The sequence below is a fragment of the Actinomadura monticuli genome (assembly GCF_041463655.1).
GTDB lineage: Bacteria > Actinomycetota > Actinomycetes > Streptosporangiales > Streptosporangiaceae > Spirillospora > Spirillospora monticuli.
In genome coordinates, this window is sequence record NZ_JAXCEI010000003.1 from 178,678 (window position 1) to 200,169 (window position 21,492).

14 protein-coding genes and 1 pseudogene are annotated in these 21,492 nt (G+C 72.0%); 6 read left to right on the top strand and 9 right to left on the bottom strand.

Annotated features, from left to right (window positions below):
* Positions 1 to 143: 143 nt before the first annotated feature.
* Positions 144 to 2,120 (top strand): bifunctional phosphatase PAP2/O-acyltransferase family protein, encoded by a 1,977-nt coding sequence (locus SM611_RS07390; protein WP_371948257.1) that lies wholly within the window; start codon positions 144 to 146, stop codon positions 2,118 to 2,120.
* A gap of 33 nt (positions 2,121 to 2,153) precedes the next feature.
* On the opposite strand, the gene hpnH is transcribed toward SM611_RS07390, so the two are convergent.
* The 6 genes from hpnH to hpnC are packed head-to-tail and all read right to left on the bottom strand — an operon-like array spanning position 2,154 to position 9,286.
* The gene (hpnH, locus tag SM611_RS07395) at positions 2,154 to 3,158 is read right to left on the bottom strand and encodes an adenosyl-hopene transferase HpnH (RefSeq protein ID WP_371948259.1); all 1,005 of its coding nucleotides are present in this window, start codon (positions 3,156 to 3,158) and stop codon (positions 2,154 to 2,156) included.
* Positions 3,158 to 5,065: a squalene--hopene cyclase gene (gene shc, locus SM611_RS07400; protein WP_371948261.1), complete on the bottom strand. Its 1,908-nt coding sequence runs from the start codon at positions 5,063 to 5,065 to the stop codon at positions 3,158 to 3,160. The genes hpnH and shc overlap by 1 nt, the downstream gene beginning before the upstream one ends.
* Complete coding sequence (locus tag SM611_RS07405; protein WP_371948263.1) at positions 5,065 to 6,075, bottom strand: polyprenyl synthetase family protein; 1,011 nt, start codon at positions 6,073 to 6,075, stop codon at positions 5,065 to 5,067. Before SM611_RS07405 ends, shc begins: the two co-directional genes overlap by 1 nt.
* A gap of 58 nt (positions 6,076 to 6,133) precedes the next feature.
* Positions 6,134 to 7,453: a hydroxysqualene dehydroxylase HpnE gene (hpnE, locus tag SM611_RS07410; protein ID WP_371948265.1), complete on the bottom strand. Its 1,320-nt coding sequence runs from the start codon at positions 7,451 to 7,453 to the stop codon at positions 6,134 to 6,136.
* 40 nt (positions 7,454 to 7,493) lie between these two features.
* Positions 7,494 to 8,411, bottom strand: coding sequence for a phytoene/squalene synthase family protein (locus SM611_RS07415; RefSeq protein WP_371948267.1), 918 nt, complete (start codon positions 8,409 to 8,411; stop codon positions 7,494 to 7,496).
* Positions 8,408 to 9,286: a squalene synthase HpnC gene (gene hpnC, locus SM611_RS07420; protein ID WP_371948268.1), complete on the bottom strand. Its 879-nt coding sequence runs from the start codon at positions 9,284 to 9,286 to the stop codon at positions 8,408 to 8,410. Before hpnC ends, SM611_RS07415 begins: the two co-directional genes overlap by 4 nt.
* 219 nt (positions 9,287 to 9,505) lie before the next feature.
* Here hpnC and SM611_RS07425 point away from each other — a divergent pair, with 219 nt between their 5' ends.
* Complete coding sequence (locus tag SM611_RS07425; RefSeq protein WP_371948269.1) at positions 9,506 to 10,489, top strand: DUF2804 domain-containing protein; 984 nt, start codon at positions 9,506 to 9,508, stop codon at positions 10,487 to 10,489.
* Here SM611_RS07425 and SM611_RS07430 read toward each other — a convergent pair.
* The 3 genes from SM611_RS07430 to SM611_RS07440 all read right to left on the bottom strand — a co-directional run bounded on the left by SM611_RS07430 (position 10,452) and on the right by SM611_RS07440 (position 14,104).
* On the bottom strand, positions 10,452 to 12,269 hold the full coding sequence (locus tag SM611_RS07430; RefSeq protein ID WP_371948271.1) for a glycoside hydrolase family 2 protein: 1,818 nt from the start codon (positions 12,267 to 12,269) through the stop codon (positions 10,452 to 10,454). The genes SM611_RS07425 and SM611_RS07430 overlap by 38 nt on opposite strands.
* Entirely contained in the window at positions 12,266 to 13,588 is a 1,323-nt protein-coding gene (locus SM611_RS07435) for an MFS transporter (RefSeq protein ID WP_371948273.1), read from the bottom strand. Before SM611_RS07435 ends, SM611_RS07430 begins: the two co-directional genes overlap by 4 nt.
* Before the next feature lie 87 nt (positions 13,589 to 13,675).
* The gene (locus SM611_RS07440; RefSeq protein ID WP_371948275.1) at positions 13,676 to 14,104 is read right to left on the bottom strand and encodes a MerR family transcriptional regulator; all 429 of its coding nucleotides are present in this window, start codon (positions 14,102 to 14,104) and stop codon (positions 13,676 to 13,678) included.
* A gap of 93 nt (positions 14,105 to 14,197) precedes the next feature.
* Here SM611_RS07440 and SM611_RS07445 point away from each other — a divergent pair, with 93 nt between their 5' ends.
* The 4 genes and pseudogenes from SM611_RS07445 to acnA all read left to right on the top strand — a co-directional run bounded on the left by SM611_RS07445 (position 14,198) and on the right by acnA (position 21,402).
* Positions 14,198 to 15,205 carry an SDR family NAD(P)-dependent oxidoreductase gene (locus SM611_RS07445; RefSeq protein ID WP_371948276.1) on the top strand — a complete coding sequence of 336 codons (1,008 nt, stop codon included), beginning with the start codon at positions 14,198 to 14,200 and terminating at the stop codon, positions 15,203 to 15,205.
* 248 nt (positions 15,206 to 15,453) lie between these two features.
* Positions 15,454 to 17,028 (top strand): carboxylesterase/lipase family protein, encoded by a 1,575-nt coding sequence (locus SM611_RS07450; RefSeq protein ID WP_371948277.1) that lies wholly within the window; start codon positions 15,454 to 15,456, stop codon positions 17,026 to 17,028.
* Positions 17,029 to 17,261: 233 nt separating this feature from the next.
* Positions 17,262 to 17,894: pseudogene (locus SM611_RS07455) on the top strand (DUF222 domain-containing protein); the annotation flags it as partial.
* A 742-nt stretch (positions 17,895 to 18,636) separates the two neighbouring features.
* Positions 18,637 to 21,402 carry an aconitate hydratase AcnA gene (gene acnA, locus SM611_RS07460; RefSeq protein ID WP_371948279.1) on the top strand — a complete coding sequence of 922 codons (2,766 nt, stop codon included), beginning with the start codon at positions 18,637 to 18,639 and terminating at the stop codon, positions 21,400 to 21,402.
* Positions 21,403 to 21,492: the final 90 nt, after the last annotated feature.

The following is a 21,492-nucleotide window of genomic DNA, read 5'->3' on the forward strand; positions in this document are numbered from 1 at the left end:
GACGCGCGGATGGGCCAGATGGTTCCCGGAGATTCCGGTGCCGGTCCAGGCTTTCGCCATGAGCGAACCGGGCATGATCTCCGATACCGGGCATCGCCGTCTGATTTTGCGAATCTTGGGTACCACCCGCTCCGAGGGGGACGATGGGCACACAGGAGGCGGTGACCGCGCGGGAGGCGGTCGCAACGCCGGGCGTCGCGGGCGGCAGGCCCCGCGCCCGGAACGAGCTGCTGCTCGGACTGGCGCTGTTCCTCACGTACTCGCTGGTCACGATGCTGCCGGAGCAGGGCCGCCAGCAGGCCGCCCGCGACCACGGCGAGTCGCTCTACCGCCTGGAGCGCGCCCTGCGCCTCGACGTCGAGCCCGCCCTCAACACCTGGCTCGCCCACCAGCCGTTCTGGCGCGTCCTGGCCAACTACGAGTACGCGATCACCTACATCGCGAGCGCGCTGGCCCTGCTCACATGGTTATTCATCCGGCATCCCGAGCGGTACCGGACGGCCCGCAACGCCTTCGTCATGCTCAACCTGGGCGGCCTCGCCTGCTTCGCGCTGTTCCCGGTGATGCCGCCGCGCCTGATGCCCGACCTCGGGTTCGTCGACACCGTCACCGAGGGCCGCACCTGGGGGTCGTGGGGCTCGCCGATGGTCGAGCACGCCGACCGGTTCGCCGCCGTCCCGTCCCTGCACATGGCCTGGACGCTGTGGGTCGGCGTCGAGCTCGCCCGCGTCAACGCCCGGCGGTGGGTCCAGTGGCTGAACACCGCCCACATCCTCGTCACCCTGTACGTCATCCTGGCGACCGCGAACCACTTCCTGCTGGACGCGGTGGCCGCCGTTCCCTTCGTGGTGGTCTCCGTGTACATCGCTCAGCGCATCACCCGCCCGCGCACCGCCCGCATCCAGGGCCCCGACGCGTTCTTCCTCGCCGTGGAGACGCCCGCCGCCCCGCAGCAGGCCGGCGGCGTCATCATGCTCGACACCGCGCGGGACGACGTCGGGCGCGACGACCTCGTCCGGGTCATCCGGGAGCGGCTGCCGGGGCTGCCCCGCTTCCGGCAGCGGCTCGTCCGGCGGGGCCGCTGGCGCCGCCCGGTCTGGCGCGACCACGACGAGATCGACTGGGAGTGGCACGTCGCCGAACGGCACGTCGACGGCATCGCGGGCCTGCGCGCCGCCGTCGCCGAGATCCAGTCCGAGCGGCTGCCGCTCGACCGGCCGCCGTGGCGGATGGTCGTGATGAAGGGCGCCGAGCCCGGCCGCACCGCCGTCGTCTACCTGATGCACCACGTCGTCGCGGACGGCGTCGGTATCGTCGCGCAGGCGATGTACCTGATGGAGCCGCCGCCCCACAACCTCGGCGCCGCGTTCCCGCGCAGGCCGCTGCAGAAGGCGCTCGCCACCGTCGTCGGGCTCGGGCAGCTCGCCGGCGCCGTGACGAGGCCGGAGCGGCTGCCCGCCGGCGGGACGGCCGACCGCCGCTACGGCACCATGCACCTTCCGCTGGCCGAGGTCCGCGACGTCGGCGTCCGCCACGGAGCCCGGGTCACCGACGTCGTCCTGTGCGCGGCCGCGGGCGCGCTGAACCGCGTCGTCAGCGAGGACGACGGCCGCCCCGACACCTGCCGCGTCGCCGTGCCGCTCATGATGCGGCCGCCCGGCAGCGCGATGGTCGGCAACCACACCACCGCCGTCATGGTGGACCTGCCGGTCGGGAAGATGGCCGAGCCCGACCGCCTCGCGCTCATCGCCGAGCGCAGCCGCGTGCTGCGGTCCGGCACCCGCGCGCAGGCCGCCTGGTTCGTCATGTGGCAGGCCGGGCGCGTCATGCCGGCGCCGCTGCACGCCCGGTTCGCCCGCATGTCCTACAGCGGCCGGTTCCTGCAGGGCACCGTGTCGAGCCTCCCGGGACCCGACCGGCCGCTACGGCTGGCGGGCGCGCCGCTGACGGCCGTCTACCCGATCGTCCCGCTCGCCCCCGGCGCCCCGCTCGCGATCGCCGCCCTCGGCGTCGACCGCGAGCTGTGCTTCGGCCTCTCCGTCGACCCCGGCCTCACCGGCGACGCCGACGCCTTCATGGACGCCGTCCGCGACGTCATCGAGGAACTCCGCGACTCCTGAGCCGGCCGCTCGCGCGAGCCGCACGCCGCCCGGTCACACGCTGCGGACCGCGCGGAGCGACTCCTTGAGGGAGCCCATCGTCGCGAAGACGGCGGTGGGCTCGTAGCCGCAGTGCGCCATGCAGTTCGCGCACCGGTCGTCGCGCCCCCGCCCGTAGGCGTCCCAGTCGGTGGTGTCGAGCAGCTCCTGGTAGGTGTCGCAGTAGCCGTCGTCCATCAGGTAGCAGGGCCGCTGCCAGCCCTTCAGCGAGTACGACGGGATCGCCCACGCCGTGCACCGGAAGTCGGCCTTCCCCTCGAGGAAGTCGAGGAACAGCGGCGAGTGGTTGAACCGCCAGCGCTTGCGGCGGCCGTCCGCGAACGCCTTCGCGAACAGGCTCCTGGTCTCCTGGACGCCGAGGAAGTGGTCCTGGTCGGGCGCCTTCTCGTACGCGTACGCCGGCGAGATCATCATCTGGTCGACGCGCAGGTCGTCGTTCAGGTAGTCGAGGACGTCGATGACGGTCTGCGGGGTGTCGGTGTTGAACACGGTCGTGTTCGTGGTGACCCGGAACCCGCGCTCCTGGCACATCCTGATCGCCTCGACCGCCTGGTCGAACACGCCCTCCTTGCACACGGACGCGTCGTGCCGCTCCCGCAGGCCGTCGATGTGCACCGCCCACGCGAAGTACCGGGACGGCTCGAATTGGTCGATCTTCTTCGGGATCAGCGCCGCGTTCGTGCACAGGAACACGTACCGCTTCATCGCGACCAGCCGGGCGACCAACTCGCCGATCTGCGGATGCATCAGCGGCTCGCCGCCGGCGATCGACACCATCGGCGCGCCGCACTCCTGGATCGCGGCGACCGCCTGCTCGACCGGCATCCGCCGCTTCAGCACGTCCGCCGGATGCTGGATCTTCCCGCAGCCCGCGCACGCCAGGTTGCACGCGTACAGCGGCTCCAGCTCGACGATCAGCGGGTACTTCGCCCGCCCCGCCAGCCTGTTGCGCAGGATGTAGCCGCCGACCCGCAGGCTCTGCCGCAGTGGCATCCCCATCAGGAGCTCTCCTTCAGGTACCGGCCCAGCGCCGAGAGCGGGAACACCAGGCGGTACAGGTGGTAGTTGATGTAGAAGTCGCCCGGGAACCCGGTGCCGGTGAAGTGGTCCTCGTCCCACGTCCCGTCCGGGCGCTGCCGCTCGACGAGCCAGCGGACGCCGCGCTCCACGGCCGCGCCGCGCTCGCCGGCGGCGAGCAGCGCGAGCAGCGCCCACGCCGTCTGCGACGCGGTCGACGCGCCGTGCCCGACCCACGACCGGTCCCGGTAGGAGCGCAGGTCCTCGCCCCAGCCGCCGTCGTCGCGCTGGTGGCGCTCCAGCCAGCCGACCGCGTCCCGGATCGGCGGCTTCTCCGGCCGGACGCCCGCCGCGATCAGCGCGGGGACGACGGCGCCCGTCCCGTACACGTGGTTGGCGCCCCACCGGCCGAACCACGACCCGTCCGGCTCCTGCGCCCTCAGCAGCCACACGACGGCCCGCTTGACCAGCAGCGAGTCGGCCATGCCCCGGTGCGCCATCGCCTCCACCACGTGCGCGGTGACGTCGGCGGACGGCGGGTCGATCACCTCGCCGAAGTCGCAGAATGGTAGCTTGCGGCACAGCGCGCGGGTGTTGTCGGCGTCGAACGCGCCGAACCCGCCGTCCCGGGACGCCATCCCGGCCATCCAGCGGACGCCGCGCTCGACCGCCGGTTCCGCCTCCGGGTGCCGGACGCGGTTCAGCGCGATCACGACCTCGGCGGTGTCGTCGACGTCGGGGTAGCAGTCGTTGTCGAACTCGAACGCCCAGCCGCCCGGCGGCAGCTCGGGGCGGCGCACCGACCAGTCGCCCGGCCCCCGCACCTCCTCGCCGATGACCCACTCGGCGGCCCGCTCCAGGGCGGGGTGCCCGGCGGGCAGGCCCGCGTCGGCGAGCGCGTTCATCGCGAGGACGGTGTCCCAGACGGGGGACTGGCACGCCTCCAGGCGCCGCCCCTTCTCGTCGCGGATCGTGAACCGTTCGAGGCCGTCCAGGCCGCGCCGGATCACCGGGTGGTCGAGGCCGTAGCCGAGCAGGTGCAGCGCGATCAGCGAGTACACCCACGGCGGCTGGATACCGCCCCACGACCCGTCCCGCTCCTGCCGCGCGACGATCCACTCGCCGGCGCGGCGCAGCGCCGCCTCCCGCAGGCCCTTCAGCGGGCGCCGCCGGGGCGCGTGCCGCTGGTACACGTGCAGGGCCCTGTCGAGCGCGCCGAACGCCTCGCCCCAGCCGGGCAGGCGCCGCCGCCCGCCGCGCGGGACGTCGTAGCCGGGGGCCAGCTCGTCCAGCCCGAACGGCAGCGGCCGGACGGGACGCAGCGCGCCCACCACCGTCAGCGGGACGATCGTCTGCCGCGCCCAGCACGCGAAGTCGTACACGTTCAGCGGGAACCAGCGCGGCAGGAACACCATCTCCGGCGGCACCACCGGCAGCTCGTCCCACGGCCAGCGGCCGAACATGGCGAGCCAGAACCGGGTGAACACGCGGGTCGCGGGAACGCCCCCCTCGCCGCGGATGTAGGCGGCGGCGCGGATCATGTGCCCGGCGTCCGGCAGGTCCCCGGCGAGCCGCAGCGCCACATACGCCTCGACGGTCGTGGACAGGTCGGGCGGGCCGTCGTGGAAGTTCGCCCACGTGCCGTCCGCGGCCTGCTGCGACCTGATCCAGCGGGCCGCCTCGTAGGTGTCCTCGTCGGTGCGGATGCCGAGGAACTCGCGCAGCAGCAGGTCCTCGGCGTCCATCGTGACGTTGGTCCGCAGCTCGCCCTTCCACCAGCCCTCCGGGGACTGGAGCAGCAGCAGGTGCTCGCGGGCGGCGTCCAGCGCCGCGGCGGCCGTCTGGGGCGGAGCGGCCTCGGGTGTCTCCGGTGTCTCCAGCGTTGTCATCAGTGGTCCCGGCGGGTGACGAAGTCGGCGATGCGGAGGAACTCGGCGCGGACGGAGTCCGGCAGCCGGGCGGACAGCAGGTGCTCGGCGGCGCGCTGGATGCGGCTCTCCGCCTCGACCTCGGCCCAGGCGCGCCCGCCGGCCGCCTCGACCAGCGCGGCGGTCTCGGCCAGGTCGTCCTCGGACGGCTCGGGCCGCGCGTACAGGTCGGCGAGCCGCGCCGCCTCCGGCGTCCCGGAGTTCAGCGCGGCCACGACCGGCAGCGACATCTTGCGGGACCGCAGGTCCGACATGGCCGGCTTCCCGGTGGTCGCCTCGTCGCCCCAGATGCCGAGCAGGTCGTCCACCAGCTGGAACGCGACGCCGAGGTCGGTCCCGAACGCGTGCAGGGCCTCCGTGAGGGACTCGGGCGCCCCGTCCAGCACGGCCCCGATCGAGCAGGAGCACGCCAGCAGCGCGGCGGTCTTGTCGGACGCCATGGCCACGCACTCGTCCACGCCGATCTGGCGGCGCGTCTCGAAGTCCATGTCGAGCGACTGCCCGGCGATCAGGCGCAGCGTGGCGGCCGACAGCGCGCGCGCCGCCTGCGCCGAGCCCTGGCCCGGCGCCTCCAGCAGGATCTCGCCGGCGAGGGCGAGGAGCGCGTCGCCGGCCAGGATCGCGGACGCCTCACCGAACACCGTCCACGCCGCGGGACGGTGCCGGCGCGTCCGGTCCCGGTCCATGATGTCGTCGTGCAGGAGTGAGAACGCGTGGGTCAGCTCCACCGCGACGGCGCCCGGCAGCGCGCTCTCCGGCGGTGCCACCGCGGCGCGGGCCGACAGCAGCGCGAGCGCCGGACGGAGCGCCTTGCCCGCCGGCGCCTTGCGCGGACGGCCCTCCTCGTCCGTCCAGCCGAGGTGGTAGGCCGCGACACGGTACGTGCGCGGGTCGAGCCGGCCGACGGCCGCGCGCAGCGCCCCGTCGACCAGCTCGCGGACATCGGTCATCGAGACCGGGACAGCGGTCACAGCGTCCTCACCTTGCTCAGGTCGTGGCGGATCGGCCGGGGGCCGGCGGGCGTCGCGCTCACCGGTCCCGCACCCCCTCCAGGTGGCGGCGGACCAGCCGCGCGGCGGTGAGGCCGCTGCGCACTGCTCCCTCCATCGTGTCGGGCCAGCCCGTGTCGGTCCACGCGCCGGCCAGGAACAGCCCGGGCGCCCGCGTCGCCGCGCCCGGCCGGGCCGCCGCGCAGCCGGGCCGCTGCCGGAACGTCGCCCGCCGCTCCCGCGTCACGAACAGCTCCCGGACGGCGGCGTCCCGCGCGGCCGGCAGCAGCCGCCGCAGCTCCGGGACGAAGCGGGCGCGCAGCTTCGCGGTCGGCATGTCGATCCACCGGTCGGCGGCCGACAGCGACACCGCCAGGTACTGGCCGCCGCGCAGGCCGCTCACGTCCGTCCGGTCGAACACCCACTGGACGGGCGAGGCGACCGCGGCGGCGAACGGCGCGTCCATGACCTTCCGGTCGTAGACGACGTGCACGTTCACGATCGGGCTGGCGTCCAGTTCGGGCCACCGCAGCGGGTCGGGCAGGGCCTGCGCGGGCAGCAGCCGCGCCGCCGCCTCGTGCGGCACCGCCATGACCACCGCGTCGGCGGCGATCGGCGCGCCGTCCACCACCACCTTCGGGTCGGTGGTGACGGCCTCGACCTTCGCCTTGAGCCGGACCGTCCCGCCCATCTCGGCGATGCGCCGCAGGGCCGGGCCGCCGTGCAGCTCCTCCAGCGGGACGAGCGGAACCCCGATGTCGGCGGCGTCGGCGCGGCCCAGCAGCGCCCGCTTGCACACCATCGCGGACAGGCCGAGCGCCGCGTCGTCCGGCTCGGCGTTGAGCGCGGCCGTGATGAACAGCCCCCACAGCGCCTGCCGCGCCCACGCCCGCTGCCCCCGCTCGGCCAGCCACGTACCGGCCGACATCGTGTCGAGCACCGGGTCGGCCGGGTCGAGGCGGCGCAGCCCGACCGCGGCGCGCATCGCGCGGAGCCGGTCGGCGGGCGGCAGCGGCGCGTACCCGGCCAGCGCGGGCAGCAGGTGCAGCGGGCTCGGCAGGCTCGCCCGCCGCAGCCGCGCCGGCCTCGCGCCGGGCCGCAGCACGGCCACGTCGAAGCGGTCCTGCACCTCCACCAGGTGGTCGGCGCGGAGCCTGCGCAGCAGCCCCTGGTACGCCGAGCAGCACCGCAGGAACACGTGCTGCCCGTTGTCGACGCTCAGCTCGCCCCGGACGAACGAGTGCGTCGCGCCGCCCAGCCACGGCCGGGACTCGACGAGCGTCACCGGCACGCCCGACTCCTGCAGCGCGATGGCGGCGCTGATGCCCGCCAGCCCGCCGCCGACGATGACGACGCTCACCGCGCCACCCCCGGTGCGGGCGCGCCCCGTCCGGCCCCGCTCACCGCTCCACCCCCGACAGGGCGCGCGCCGCCACGACGGCCTTCTGCCACGTCGGCAGCGACACCCGGCCGTTCAGCGCGATCGACGGGCGCGCCGCGATCGTCTCCAGCAGCCGCCGGTAGATGCCCGCCATCGCCGCCGTGCAGGCGGAGCTGCGCCGGTCCAGCAGCGGCAGCAGCCGCAGCCCCTCCGCGTACCAGGCCCGCGCCCGCTCCGCCTGGAAGCCGACCAGCTCGTTCAGCCGCCACGGCGGGTCGATGAACGTGCCCGACTCGTCCAGCTCCAGCGTGCAGCCGAACCGGTCGAGGTCCTCCTTCGGGATGTAGGTCCGCCCCGCCAGCCGGTCCTCGCGCAGGTCGCGCAGGATGTTGGTGAGCTGCAGCGCGACGCCGAGCGAGTCGGCGAGGCCCTCCGCCCGCTGCCGGCCGTCCGACCCGAACACCCCGAGCGACAGCCGCCCGACGGTCCCCGCGACGCGCTGGCAGTACCGCAGCAGGTCGTCGAAGGTGTCGTAGTCGGAGCCCCGCACGTCGTTCTCGCAGCCGTCGATCAGCTCGTCGAACGCCTCCAGCGGGATGGGGTAGCGGGCCGCCGCGTCCGCCAGCGCCGTCAGTACCGGATGCCCCTCCAGCGCCCGGACGTCCGTGCGCCGCCGCAGCACCTCCTGCACGGTCAGCAGCCGCTGCCGCGACCGGTCCAGCAGGTCGAGCCGCACGCACGCAGGCTCCGGGCCGTCCCCGATGTCGTCGATGCCGCGCGCGAACGCGTAGATCGCGCTCATCGCGCGCCGCTTCGGCGCCGGCATCAGCCGGATCCCGTAGGAGAAATTGCGGGCCTCGTCGCGCACCACCCGTTCGCAGTGTCGGTACGCCTCGAAAACCTGCTCGGAACGCTCGCACGCCTCCGAAACCGTCATCGCCGTCCCCCTCCAAGCGCGCGCGGTGAAAGCGTCTGTGCCCATCTGACGGGCAAGGTGGCGTGCCGGGGGCGCAGCCGGCGGGCGAGGACGTCGTAGCGTCCGCGCGCCAGCGCCGACAGTGCCTCGCGCCCCCCGGCCACGTAGCCGGCGACCGCGATCCGGGCCCAGCCGGTCAGGCCCGCCATGAGCGGCGGCGCGCCGCGGTCCAGCAGCTCTGCGGCGCGGCCCGCCTGCAGCGCCAGCACGCCGCGCAGCCGCGTCGGCGTCACCGGGCGCGCCAGGTCCTCCTCGGCGCAGCCGAACCGGCGCAGGTCCTCGCCGGGCAGGTAGACGCGCCCGTCCCGGTAGTCCTGGCCGGCGTCCTGGCAGTGCTCGATGACCTGCAGCGCCGTGCACACGTCGTCGGACGCCGCCACCAGGGCCGGCCGGTGCGCCCGGAACAGGTGCAGGACGATCCGCCCCACGGGCGCGGCCGACAGCGCGCAGTAGCCCGCCAGCTCATCGAACGTCTCGTACCGGTGGACGACCTGGTCCTGCCGGTTGGCCCGCACCAGGTCGCGGAACGGCGCCTCGGGGATCCGGTGCGCGTGGACCGTCGCCGCCAGCCGCCGTAACTGCGGCAGGTCCGGCGTCCGCCCGGCGAACACGCGGTCCAGGTCGTCGTCCACCAGGGAGAGCAGCTTGGACCGCTGCTCCCGCGGCGCCTCGTCGCCGATGTCGTCGACGAGCCGCGCGAACCCGTAGACGGCCCGCAGGCCCGCCCGGTGCCGGGCGGGGAGCAGCCGCGCCGCCACCGGGAAGTTCTCCCGCGCCGCGAGCCGGTCCAGCGCGCGATCGTGCTCCTCGACGCTCCAGAGCGGTTCAATGATCACCTTGGAGAGATCGACCGGTCCGGCACGAGAGAAACTCTGGCCAAGGTATGGACTTATTTAAACGGTGCCCTTGCCGCCCCGAACCGTTGCCGAGCCCCCGGCGCCGAGGCCATTGAACAGGCCATTCCCCACCTCGGCGGTTCGCGGGGGGAATGGCGGCGTTCCGGTCGCGTCCCGACCGCGTGACCAGCGTCGACGGCCGGTCGGTAGGCTCCGGGGATGGGCACGCACGAGCGCGAGATCACCGGACCCGTCGACCTGTGCCTGCCGGACGGGCGGCTGAACCCGGACGCGGTCGGCTGGACGCGTCGGCCGCTGCACCGGGCGAACCTGCGCGGGTGGGGACGGGTGAAGCGCTGGGAGTACTGGGGCATCGTCACGCCCCGGCACATCGTCGGGCTGGTCGCGTCGTCGCTCGACTACGCCGGCGTCCACGGCGTCTACGTGCTCGACCGCGAGACCGGCGCGGAGACCGGGAAGGACGCGGTGGTCCCGTTCGCGCGCGGCGCCGTGTTCCCCGACCGCAGCGGCGCCGGCGAGGCGTCCGTGCGGGGCGGGGGAGTGGCGGTCGGCGTCCGGCAGCGCCCGTCGGGGACGCGGATCCGGGCGCTGGCGCCCGGGGTGGCCGATCTCGACGTCGAGGTCCCGCTGCCGGACGGGCACGAGTCGCTCGGCGTGGTGATCCCGTGGGGGCCGCACCGTTTCCAGTACACCGTCAAGGACGTCGGGCGCCCGGTGCGGGGACGGCTGACGCTGCCGTCGGGGGAGCACGAGATCGGCGACGGGGCCTTCGCCGTCCTCGACCACGGGCGCGGGAAATGGCCGTACCGGATGACGTGGAACTGGGCGGCGGCGAGCGGGCCGGGACTGTCGCTGCAGTTCGGCGGCAGGTGGACGGACGGCACCGGCATGACCGAGAACGCAGTGCTCGTCGACGGCCGGCTCCACAAGATCGGCGAGGAGCTGGACTGGTCCTACGACCGGGACGACTGGCTGCGCCCGTGGACGATCGCGGGGAAGCGCGTCGAGGTCGAGTTCCGGCCGTTCCACGAGAAGGTCGCGCGCACCGAGCTGGGCGTCGTCGGCACCGAGACCCACCAGTGCTTCGGGCATTTCAGCGGGCGCGTCCAGGCCGACGACGGCGCGTGGATCGACGTGGACGGGCTCACCGGGTGGGCGGAGGAGGCCCGCCAGCGCTGGTGAGGGGCGCGCCGAGCGCGGCGGTGAGGCGCGCGTTCACCGAGCGGACCAGGTCCGCCGGCAGCTTGCAGACCTCGCGGTCGTGGGTGAGCAGGCCGTTCAGCTCGTCCTCCACGTCGGAGAGCTGGGTGTAGACGGTCGCGCCGAGCCCGCGCGGGATCGCCGGGACGATCTGCCGCGCGTGCAGCCGCGCGAACGCCGCGCCGAGCCGGCCGGCGTCCTCGTAGCGCTTGTAGCCGAAGTCCTTGTCGCTGAAGGCGTGGCCGTCGACGCGCAGGTTGTATCCGCCGTATTCGGACAGGACGAGGACGCGCGGGTCGCGGCGGCGCGGCACCCGGAACTTCCGGAAGTAGACGTGCAGGCTGCGCAGGTCGCCGGCGCCCTGGTCGTGCCATCCGCTGGCGTGGTCGATGGTGCGCGTCGGGTCGAGCGCCCTGATCTCGGCGGCGACGTCCGCCGCGTCGAACTGGCCCCAGCCCTCGTTGAACGGCACCCACACGGCGATGCTCACCACGTTGCGCAGGTGCTCGATCGTCTCGCGCGTCTCTTCGCGGAAGCGTTCGCGGGAGGCGGGGTCGGCGCGCCCGAAACGCCTGTGCTTCGCGTCGTCCAGCCGCAGCGGCAGTACGGCCGGCGCCGTGACGACCTCCGGGCGGTACGGGCCGCCTCCGTTGACCATGTCCTGCCAGACGATCATGCCCAGCCGGTCGCAGTGGTAGTACCACCGGCACGGCTCCACCTTGATGTGCTTGCGGAGCATGGTGAAGCCGAGGCGCTTCATGGTGGCGATGTCGTGCACCAGCGCCTCGTCGGACGGCGCCGTGTACATGCCGTCCGACCAGTAGCCCTGGTCGAGGACGCCGGCGTGGAAGTACGGGCGGCCGTTCAGCAGGAGGCGGGGGACGCCGTTCTCGTCGGGGCCGGTGCCGAACGACCGCATCCCGACGTAGCTTTCGACGCGGTCTGTACCGAGTTCGACCGTGATGTCGTAGAGGAAGGGGTCCTCGGGACTCCACGGGCGGACGTCCGGGACGGGCAGCCGTACGGGTTCGTTGGCCGGTGCCTCCGCACGTGCGACGACCTCGCCGTCAGCCCGTATTCCCTCGTTCGCCCGCATCTCGGTGTTCGCCCGTATCTCGATGCGTGCCGTTTCGTGGGTGGCCGCGTGGACGGTCACCTCGACGCACGCATCGTCGAGATGCGGGACGAGCGTGAGCCGCTCGACGTGCACCGCCGGTACGCACTCGATCCACACCGTCTGCCAGATGCCGGACTGGGGCGTGTACCAGATGCCGCCCCGCTTGAGCCTCTGCTTCCCCCAGCCGCGGTCTCCGGTGTCGGACGGGTCCCGCACTTCGACGACGAGTTCGCCGGCGCCGTCCTCCAGGAGGCCGGTGATGTCGAGACTGAACGGCAGGTAGCCGCCGTCGTGCCGTCCGGCCTCCCGGCCGTTGACCGCCACGCGGCAGGTCTGGTCGACGGCGCCGAAATGCAGCAGGACGCGGTCGCCCGGCCGCTGGAACCCGTCCGGCAGCTCGATGGCCCGCCGGTACCAGAGCGTCTCGTCCGGGAGGAGCCGCCGGCCGACGCCCGACAGCGCCGACTCCGGCGAGAACGGCACGACGATCTCGCCGTCGTACTCGGCCGGCTCCGCGTCCGCGAACGCGTACTCCCAGCGCCCGTTGAGATTGAGGTGGCCCTCGCGGACGAGTTGCGGGCGCGGATACTCCGGCAGCACCGCGTCCGGGTCGAGGGCACGGCCCCACCTGGTGAGCAGCGTCATCGCACGGCCTCCCTCGCCGTCGGGTCCCGGCGGCGCAGCGCCGCCACCGGCGGAACGATCAGCACCAGCACGGCCGCCGCCGCGACGAACACGGCGGGCGTCGGGACGTGCTTGAGCACGCCGAGCTCCTCGTAGCGCTCGTCCGCGCCCTTGATGACGGCCGCGCCGAGCCACGGTCCCACGATCATGGGGATGAGGATGGCGAACACCATCCGGAGGCCCTGCACGTGCCCGGCCCGCCCCGGCGGCGTGTAGTCCCGGACGAGCGCGCCGACCGGCGCCAGGACCAGCATGAACCCCGACATCAGAACCAGCCCGGCCCCGATCACCGGGACCATGCCGCGCGCGACCGCCATCAGCAGCAGCCCCGCCGCGTACACCGCGACCGCCGGCGCGAGGAACCGCGCCTTCCCGACCCGGTCGATCACCCGGCCGGCCGCCACGCTGACCGCCGACGCGCCCGTCAGGACGACGGCGAGCACCAGCGCGTACCCGCCGATGTCCAGGTACCGCTCCAGGTAGATGATCAGGTACGGCAGGAAGACCTGCGTGGAGACGCCCCACACGCACCATGCCGCCAGCGCGAGGTACAGCCCGGGGTTCCGGCGCATCGCCGCGGGGCGCAGCCCGTGCACGAGCGCGCCGAGGTACCCGTCCGAGTGCCGCTCCACGGGACGGTCCCGGACGAACACCCACGCGACGACCCCGGCCGCCGCGATGATCAGCCCGATGACGAGGAAGAACAGCGACCACTGGCCGTCCCGCGTCATCCAGTCGAACCCGCCGAACACGACGAGCATCGACATCAGCGGCATGACGGCCAGCACCGACTCGACCCGTCCGCGGTTCTCGGTCCGGGTCACGTCCGTCACCCACGCCTGGAACGCCGCGTCGTTCGCGCCCGACCCGAGGAACGACATCACGCAGTCGAGGACGATCACGCTGACCGCCGCGACCACGACCGCGTCGGCGACCGGCGCGATCCCGGCGGCGGCGTCCACGCTGATCAGCCCGAACGCCGCCGTGGACAGCCCCCACACGAGGTAGCCGGCCGCGATGAACGCGCGCCTGCGCCCCAGCCGGTCGGACAGCGCCCCGATCGTCAGCGTCGCGACCGTCGCCGCGACCGCGCTCGCCGCCACCATCGCCGCGATCACGTCGGGGTTCCCGCTGATCGTGTCGTAGACGAAGACGTTGAGGTACATGTTCTCGACGGTCCAGGCGAGCTGCCCGACGAAGCCGAGCACGATCAGCATCGTCCAGAGCCGGCGTCCGAGCGGCGCCGTCTTCCCCGTTGTCAGGGACTTCCCCGTTGTCACGGACGAGACAGTACAACCATCACTTACCGGGCTGGTCACGCCGTGCTGCGGCTGCACCGCGGAGGGGCGGAACCGGTCGGTGGCGCCTCAACGGTCGCCTGCCGGGGCACTCGCTTCCCGTGACCGCGGCGGCGTGGACTCCGCCGGCGTGGGACGGGTCTGGAGCAGGGCGGTGGCGAGGAACGAGTCGAGCGCCTGCTGGGACGTTCGGAGCCGGGTGATCGTCTCGGTGATGCGGGAACGCTCCTGCCGAAGCTTGGTGATCATGGTCGGGCAGGGCGACGGCACCGTCCGCCCGTCCTCGTCGCGCACGCAGTGCAGGAGTCCGGCGATGGCCGCGGTGGGAAGCCCGGCGGTGAGGAGGGCGCGGATGTGGCGCACCGCGGTGACATCGGCGTCGTCGTACTCCCGGTAACCGTTGGCCAGTCGTGCCGGGTGCAGCAGGCCCTGGTCCTCGTAGTAACGCAGCAGCCGCCGGCTCACCCCCGTCGTGCTGGCAAGCTCACCGATCCGCATCCGCCGCTCCGTCCCGCTCCGGATTGACCTTCACATTGATGTGACGCCTTAGCGTTCCGAATATTCCTGAACGGGGATTTCCGAGGAGGCAGGATGTCCGGAACGGTCGTCATCGGAGCGGGGCCGGGGATCGGTCGGGCGGTCGCCCGCAGGTTCGCCCGAGAGGGACACCCGATCGCCCTTGTGGCCCGCGGTGAGGAGACGTTGCGAGCCGCGGCGCACGGCATCGGGTCCACCGGGGTGCCGGTCGTGGCCCTGGCAGCCGACAGCGCCGATGAGGATGCGCTGCGAGCCGCCTTGGACCGAGCCGTTGCCGAGATCGGTCTGCCCGACGTCCTGGTGTACAACGCCGCGATCGTCCAGGCCGACGCGCCGGGGGAACTGTCGGCGCGCGCACATCTGGATGCTTGGGCGGTCAACGTCGTGGGCGCGCTCACCGCCGCCACGCATCTGGCGCCGTCGATGGCGCGGCGCGGGAGCGGATCGATTCTCGTCACCGGCGGCATGCCCGAGCCGAAACCGCAGTATGCGAGCCTGTCTCTGGGGAAGGCCGGAGTGCGGACCCTGGTGCGGCTCCTCCACCAGCAGTACGGGGACGCCGGAGTGCACGCCGCCAGTGTCACCGTCGCCGGTCCCGTGGCCCCGGGCACGGATTTCGACCCCGACGACATCGCAGAACACTACTGGCGGCTGCACGCCCAGCCGCGCCACCAGTGGGAGCACGAGGTCCTGCACACCGGACGGCCGGGGCCCGCCGGGGTTCTCGCCGGGCTGCTGGACACCTGGCAGCGCGCCTTCGACCGACACCGGCCGGGTGACCTGGCCGCACTGTTCAGCCCGGACGCGCTCTTCCAAGGCGTCAGCCCCCACCTGCGCCAGGGCCCGGCGGAGATCGCCGGCTACTACGGCGACGTCCCCGCAGGCACGACCGCCAAGGCCGAAGTGCTCGCCGAAATCCGCCTGAGCGAACGTCTGGTGAGCGGATTCGCACAGGTGACCTTCACCGCCCCCGGGGGCGAGGAGCGCCCGGTGCGGCTGTCCGTCGTCGCTGAACGGTCCGAGGAGACCTGGCTGATCCGCCAGTATCACGCCGCTGGTTGAGACGACCTTGACGGGCTCCGTGACGTGAGTGGTATTGGTCCGAAACAGCCCTGTCGTCCTAACACGGCGATGTTTCCGTGTAACGGACGAGGCAGCATAATCATCACTATTTGGATGATCTGCACGTAGGTCGCTTGCACCCTCCCTGGGATCGGGTTGTCATTTGGATCGGAGAGATCGGGGGGCTGGTCCCGCGGGATCCAGGCATCGGGGGAGTCAGATGTGGTGTCGCACCGAAAGGGGACTCTGTGAGGCTCACCGCCATCCCACTGCTCGTATCCGCCCTCGTCTTAGGAGGGGCGGCTCCGGCCGGGGCTCAGCACCGGGCGCCGGAACCGTCCGCCGTCGTCCGCACCGATCTCGGACCGGTGCGAGGCCAGGTGAAAACCGACTACCGGCTGTTCCAGGGCATCCCCTATGCCGCACCGCCGACCGGAAGCCTGCGCTTCAGGCCACCGCAGCCGGCGCGCGCCTGGCCGGACGTGTACGACGCCACGTCCCCGCGCGAACAATGCGCGCAACTCCCTCCGCCCTACGGCGGTGAGACGTCCTACGTCGAAGACTGCCTCTACCTGAACGTCACCACGCCGGCCCGCACGCACGGCCGTGACCGGCTGCCCGTCATGGTGTGGGTGCACGGTGGCGGTAACACGACCGGCACCGCGAGCGTCCACAACGCCGCCAAACTGGCCGTGGACGGCGACGTCGTGGTCGTCACCATCAACTACCGCCTCGGCCCCTTCGGCTGGCTCGCGCACCCGGACCTGGAGACCGGCCCCGACCGGCGCCACCAGTCGGGGAACTACGGCCTGCTCGACCAGCAGGCCGCCCTGCGCTGGGTACGGCGCAACGCGGAGGCGTTCGGCGGGGACGCCGGAAACGTCACGCTGTTCGGCGAGTCCGCCGGGGCCTTGAACACCTGCGCCAACCTCGCCTCGCCGACCGCCGCCGGCCTATTCCACAAGATCATCGCACAGAGCTACACCTGCACCGCGCCCGCGCGCACCGTAGCGGCGGCCGAGGCCGACGGGGCGGCGATCGCGGAGGACATGGGGTGCGACAAGGACTCGGTCTCCGCCGTCGCCGCCTGCCTTCGCGCGGCACCTGTCAAGACGGTACTGGAGAGCTTCGAGGCCAAGGCCACGGACGCGGGCCCCGTCGCGGGCGGCGACCGCGTCCTGCCGTTACAGCCCGAGCAGGCGATCGAACGGGGCCGCTTCAACCGGGTGCCGGTCATGCACGGCAACACGCTGGACGAGATGCGCCTGTTCGTCTCCCTCTCTTACCCGGACCCCATCACCGCGGCTCAGTACGAGGAGATCGTCCGCTCCACCTACGGCACCGACGCGGACGCGATACTGGCCCGCTACCCGGCGGCGGACTTCCCCGACCCCAGGATCGCGCTGGCGACGCTGCAGACCGATTCCCACGAGATCCTGTCGGCGTGCGCACACCAGGACGCCTTTGCGCTGCTCGATCGTGCGGGCGTCCCGGTGTACGCGTACCAGTTCGCCGATCGCGCCGCTCCACCGCTGGTGGACGTCCCGGGATTCGAGGAGGGCGCCGAGCACACCAGCGAGTTGACGTTCCTGTTCCCGGGCCTGTTCGGTGACCTGAACGCGGAGCAGCAGCGCCTCTCCGACGCCATGGTGGGCTACTGGACGTCCTTCGCCCGCAGCGGCATCCCGAAGGCGCGCCAGGCGCCGTCATGGCCGCGTTTCCGAACACCGAACGACGTCTTGTCACTGGCGTCCGGCCCAGGTGGCATCCACCGAACCGACACAGCCGCGTCCAGCAACTGCTCCTTCTGGAACTCCCTCTAACGCGCTGGCGGAGGCGCCCGACAAGCCGAACGGTGAAATCATCACCGACGTTCTTGCCGGGCGCCTCACGGAGCGCTGACCGTTGGATGGGAGCTGAGTGCAAGGAGCGTCCTTTCGTGTTGGCGGGCAGAAGATAAAGGTGACAGTAATGTGGCGTGTCCAGAATGCCCGCCAAGGTTGACGGTAGGTCGCGATACAATTAGGCAATGGAATCGGGTTGGAGGTGAATCCTTGTGTCGGTCCCCGCAGAAATCGTTGGTCGCCAGCGTGAATGGGCGGATCGGGAGTGGTTTCCTCCCGGCCCGCAACTGGCCATCTGCCTCTCCGGCGGAAAAGAGCGTCTGGCCGATCTGACCGACGACGAGCTACTCCAGGTCGCAGCCGCCGCGCGCCGCCAGACTTCCTGGGCGCAGGCGCGGGAGTTGGCCGCCATCGCCGAACTCACCCAGCGTCGTACCCAGGCCGAAGCCGATGGCGACCCCGACTACCGGATCCTGTCGGCCCGCGAATCGGTCACCGAAGAGGTCGCCGCCGCGCTCACCATCACCAGCAACGCCTCCGCCACCCTTCTGCACCTGGCCGAAAGCCTCACCGGTCCGCTCGCCGCCACCGGTGCCGCCCTCGAAGCCGGACGCGTCGACCTGGCCAAAGCCCGAGTCATCAGCGACCTCACCGAGAGCCTTCCCCGGCAGGTGACCCAACGGGTCCAGACGGCGGCGCTGGAGAAGGCGTCCACCCAGACCACAGGGCAACTGCGCCGCCGGATCAGGCGGATCGTCCAGCGCCTCGCGCCCGAAGCCATCGAAGAACGCAAGCAGCAGGCCGTCCGGCAACGACGCCTGGAACTCTGGGACACCCCGTCCGGCACCGCCGACCTGTCTCCGTGCGACCTGGCAGCCGAAGTCTTCACCCAGTTGTGCAGCGTGTACTGGTTGATCCCCAGATCACGCGCCACCTGCGCAACCGGCCGGCCGGTCTCCTGCACGATGCGCACCGCTCCGGCCCGAAACTCCGGATCGAACGAGCGTCTCTCGGTATCCAACGACCCAACCTTCTCCCAGGTTCGGTCTCCACGATCTCAGGGGAAGCGCAGTACGCGGGCGCGGACGGGTCGCTCATGTCCACGAAGCTGACCCGCACGCCCTTGTTCGTCGCGTGCTCGCTGTACCAGGAGACGAGCTGGACCTCACGGCCGTTGTAGGTCCCCTCGCCGAGATGGTCGGCGCTGGTCGTCAGGCCCTGCGGGTACCAGTAGTCGTCGTTGCGGTCGCCCGACTGCCAGAACCAGTGGTCGGCCCTGGGCGGGTTGTCGGGGAGGCCGCCGTCCGTGCCATCCGGACACCCCTTTCCGCGCCGGCGGACGGGGGTGCAAGTAGCTTGATGTCGAGATAAATTGAGGATAGCTTGACGTCAAGAGAAAACCTGCGGAAGTTAGGCGGCCCTGATTGCGGGTGATGGGGCCGACTAAGGCAGGATCAAGGTAGACGAGCACCGTCCCGCCGCGCGCCGCCCCGTGCCGGCCCAGGGGATGGGCACACTGAAGATCAAGACGAGCGCCGCGCGCTCATGTCCCGGACCGGACGCGCGGTTGCGATGGAGGAGGAGTCCGTGTCCGCGAACAGCTTCGGCAGCCTTGACAAGCTGCAGGTTGGCGACAAGTCGTACGACATCTATCGGCTGGACGCCGTCGAGGGCGCGGCCCGTCTCCCGTACAGCTTGAAGGTGCTGCTGGAGAACCTGCTGCGCACCGAGGACGGCGCGAACGTGACCGCCGAGCACATCCGCGCGCTCGCCCAATGGGACTCGCAGGCCCAGCCGAGCAAGGAGATCCAGTTCACCCCGGCCCGGGTGATCATGCAGGACTTCACCGGCGTGCCGTGCGTGGTGGACCTCGCCACGATGCGCGAGGCCGTGCGCGACCTCGGCGGCGACCCGACGAAGATCAACCCGCTGGCGCCGGCCGAGATGGTGATCGACCACTCGGTGATCGTCGACTACTTCGGCACGCCGCAGGCGTTCGAGCGCAACGTGCAGCGCGAGTACGAGCGCAACAAGGAGCGCTACCAGTTCCTGCGCTGGGGGCAGACGGCGTTCGACGAGTTCAAGGTCGTCCCGCCCGGGACCGGCATCGTCCACCAGGTGAACATCGAGCACCTCGCGCGCGTCGTGTTCGACCGCAACGGCGTCGCCTACCCGGACACGTGCGTCGGCACCGACTCGCACACGACGATGGAGAACGGCATCGGCGTGCTCGGGTGGGGCGTGGGCGGCATCGAGGCGGAGGCCGCGATGCTCGGCCAGCCGATCTCGATGCTCATCCCGCGCGTCGTCGGCTTCAAGCTCACGGGCGAGCTGCCCGCCGGGACGACCGCGACCGACCTGGTGCTGACCATCACCGAGATGCTCCGCGAGCACGGTGTGGTCGGCAAGTTCGTCGAGTTCTACGGCGAGGGCGTGCACGCGCTGCCGCTGGCCAACCGCGCCACCATCGGCAACATGAGCCCCGAGTTCGGCTCCACCTGCGCCATCTTCCCGATCGACGACGAGACGCTGAAGTACCTGCGGCTCACCGGGCGCGGCGAGGAGCAGATCGCGCTCGTCGAGGCGTACGCGAAGGCGCAGGGCATGTGGCTCGACCCGTCCGTCGAGCCCGACTTCTCCGAGTACATGGAGCTGGACCTCGGCACGGTCGTCCCGTCGCTCGCCGGCCCGAAGCGCCCGCAGGACCGCATCGCCCTGGCGAACGCCAAGGCGACCTGGCGGCGGGACGTGCAGAACTACGTCGAGAGCGTCCTCGGCGCGCTGGACGAGGCGTCCGACGAGAGCTTCCCCGCCTCGGACACCCCGGCGATCACGCACGAGACCAACGGGGACAAGCCCCGGCACGTCGACGCCAACGGGTCCGGCCGTCCGCACAACCGCGTCCCGGTGAAGCTGGAGGACGGCACCGAGTTCGAGCTCGACCACGGCCACGTCGCCGTCGCGGCCATCACGTCCTGCACCAACACGTCCAACCCGTACGTGATGATCGGCGCGGCGCTGCTGGCCAAGAACGCGGTCGAGCGGGGCCTCACCCGCAAGCCGTGGGTGAAGACCTCCCTCGCGCCCGGCTCGCAGGTCGTCACCGACTACTACGAGCGCGCCGGCCTCACCCCGTACCTCGACAAGATCGGCTTCAACCTGGTCGGGTACGGCTGCACCACCTGCATCGGCAACACCGGCCCGCTGCAGCCGGAGATCTCCAAGGCCGTCAACGACAACGACCTCGCGGTCACCGCGGTGCTGTCCGGCAACCGCAACTTCGAGGGCCGCATCAGCCCCGACGTGAAGATGAACTACCTGGCGTCGCCGCCGCTGGTCATCGCCTACGCGCTCGCCGGGACGATGGACATCGACATCCTCAACGACCCGATCGCCGAGGGCACCGACGGCCCGGTCTACCTGCGCGACATCTGGCCCGCGCCGGAGGAGGTCGCCTCGATCGTCGAGTCGTCCATCGGCCAGGACATGTTCACCGAGAGCTACGCGGACGTCTTCAAGGGCGACGAGCGCTGGACGGGCCTCGACATCCCGACCGGCGACCTCTTCGAGTGGGACGCCTCGTCCACCTATGTCCGCAAGGCCCCGTACTTCGACGGCATGGGCGCCGAGCCGGAGCCCGTCACCGACATCCACGACGCCCGCGTCCTGGCGAAGCTGGGCGACTCGGTCACCACCGACCACATCTCCCCGGCCGGGGCCATCAAGGTCGGCACGCCCGCCGCGCAGTACCTCCAGGACAACGGCGTCGAGATCAAGGACTTCAACTCCTACGGCTCGCGCCGCGGCAACCACGAGGTCATGATCCGCGGGACGTTCGCCAACATCCGGCTCCGCAACCAGCTCCTGGACGACGTCGAGGGCGGCTACACCCGCGACTTCACCCAGGAGGGGGCGCCGCAGTCGTTCATCTACGACGCCTCGCGCAACTACATCGAGCGCGGCGTCCCGCTCGTGGTCATCGCGGGCAAGGAGTACGGCTCCGGCTCGTCCCGCGACTGGGCGGCCAAGGGCACCGCGCTGCTCGGCGTCCGCGCGGTCATCGCGCAGTCCTACGAGCGCATCCACCGCTCGAACCTGATCGGCCTCGGCGTCCTGCCGCTGCAGTTCAAGGACGGCGAGTCCGCCGAGTCGCTCGGCCTGACCGGCACCGAGACCTTCGACATCACCGGCGTCACCGCGATGAACGAGGGCGGCGTCCCGGACGAGGTCACCGTGAAGGCCGACGGCAAGGAGTTCACCGCCACGGTCCGCATCGACACCCCCGGCGAGGCGGACTACTACCGCAACGGCGGCATCCTCCAGTACGTCCTCCGCAACCTGATCCGCAAGTAACCCGCACCGCCGCGACGGGCCGCTCCGGAAGGGGCGGCCCGTTTCGCGTCCTCAGTGGGCGACGGCGAGGCGGAGGCCGAAGCCGATGAA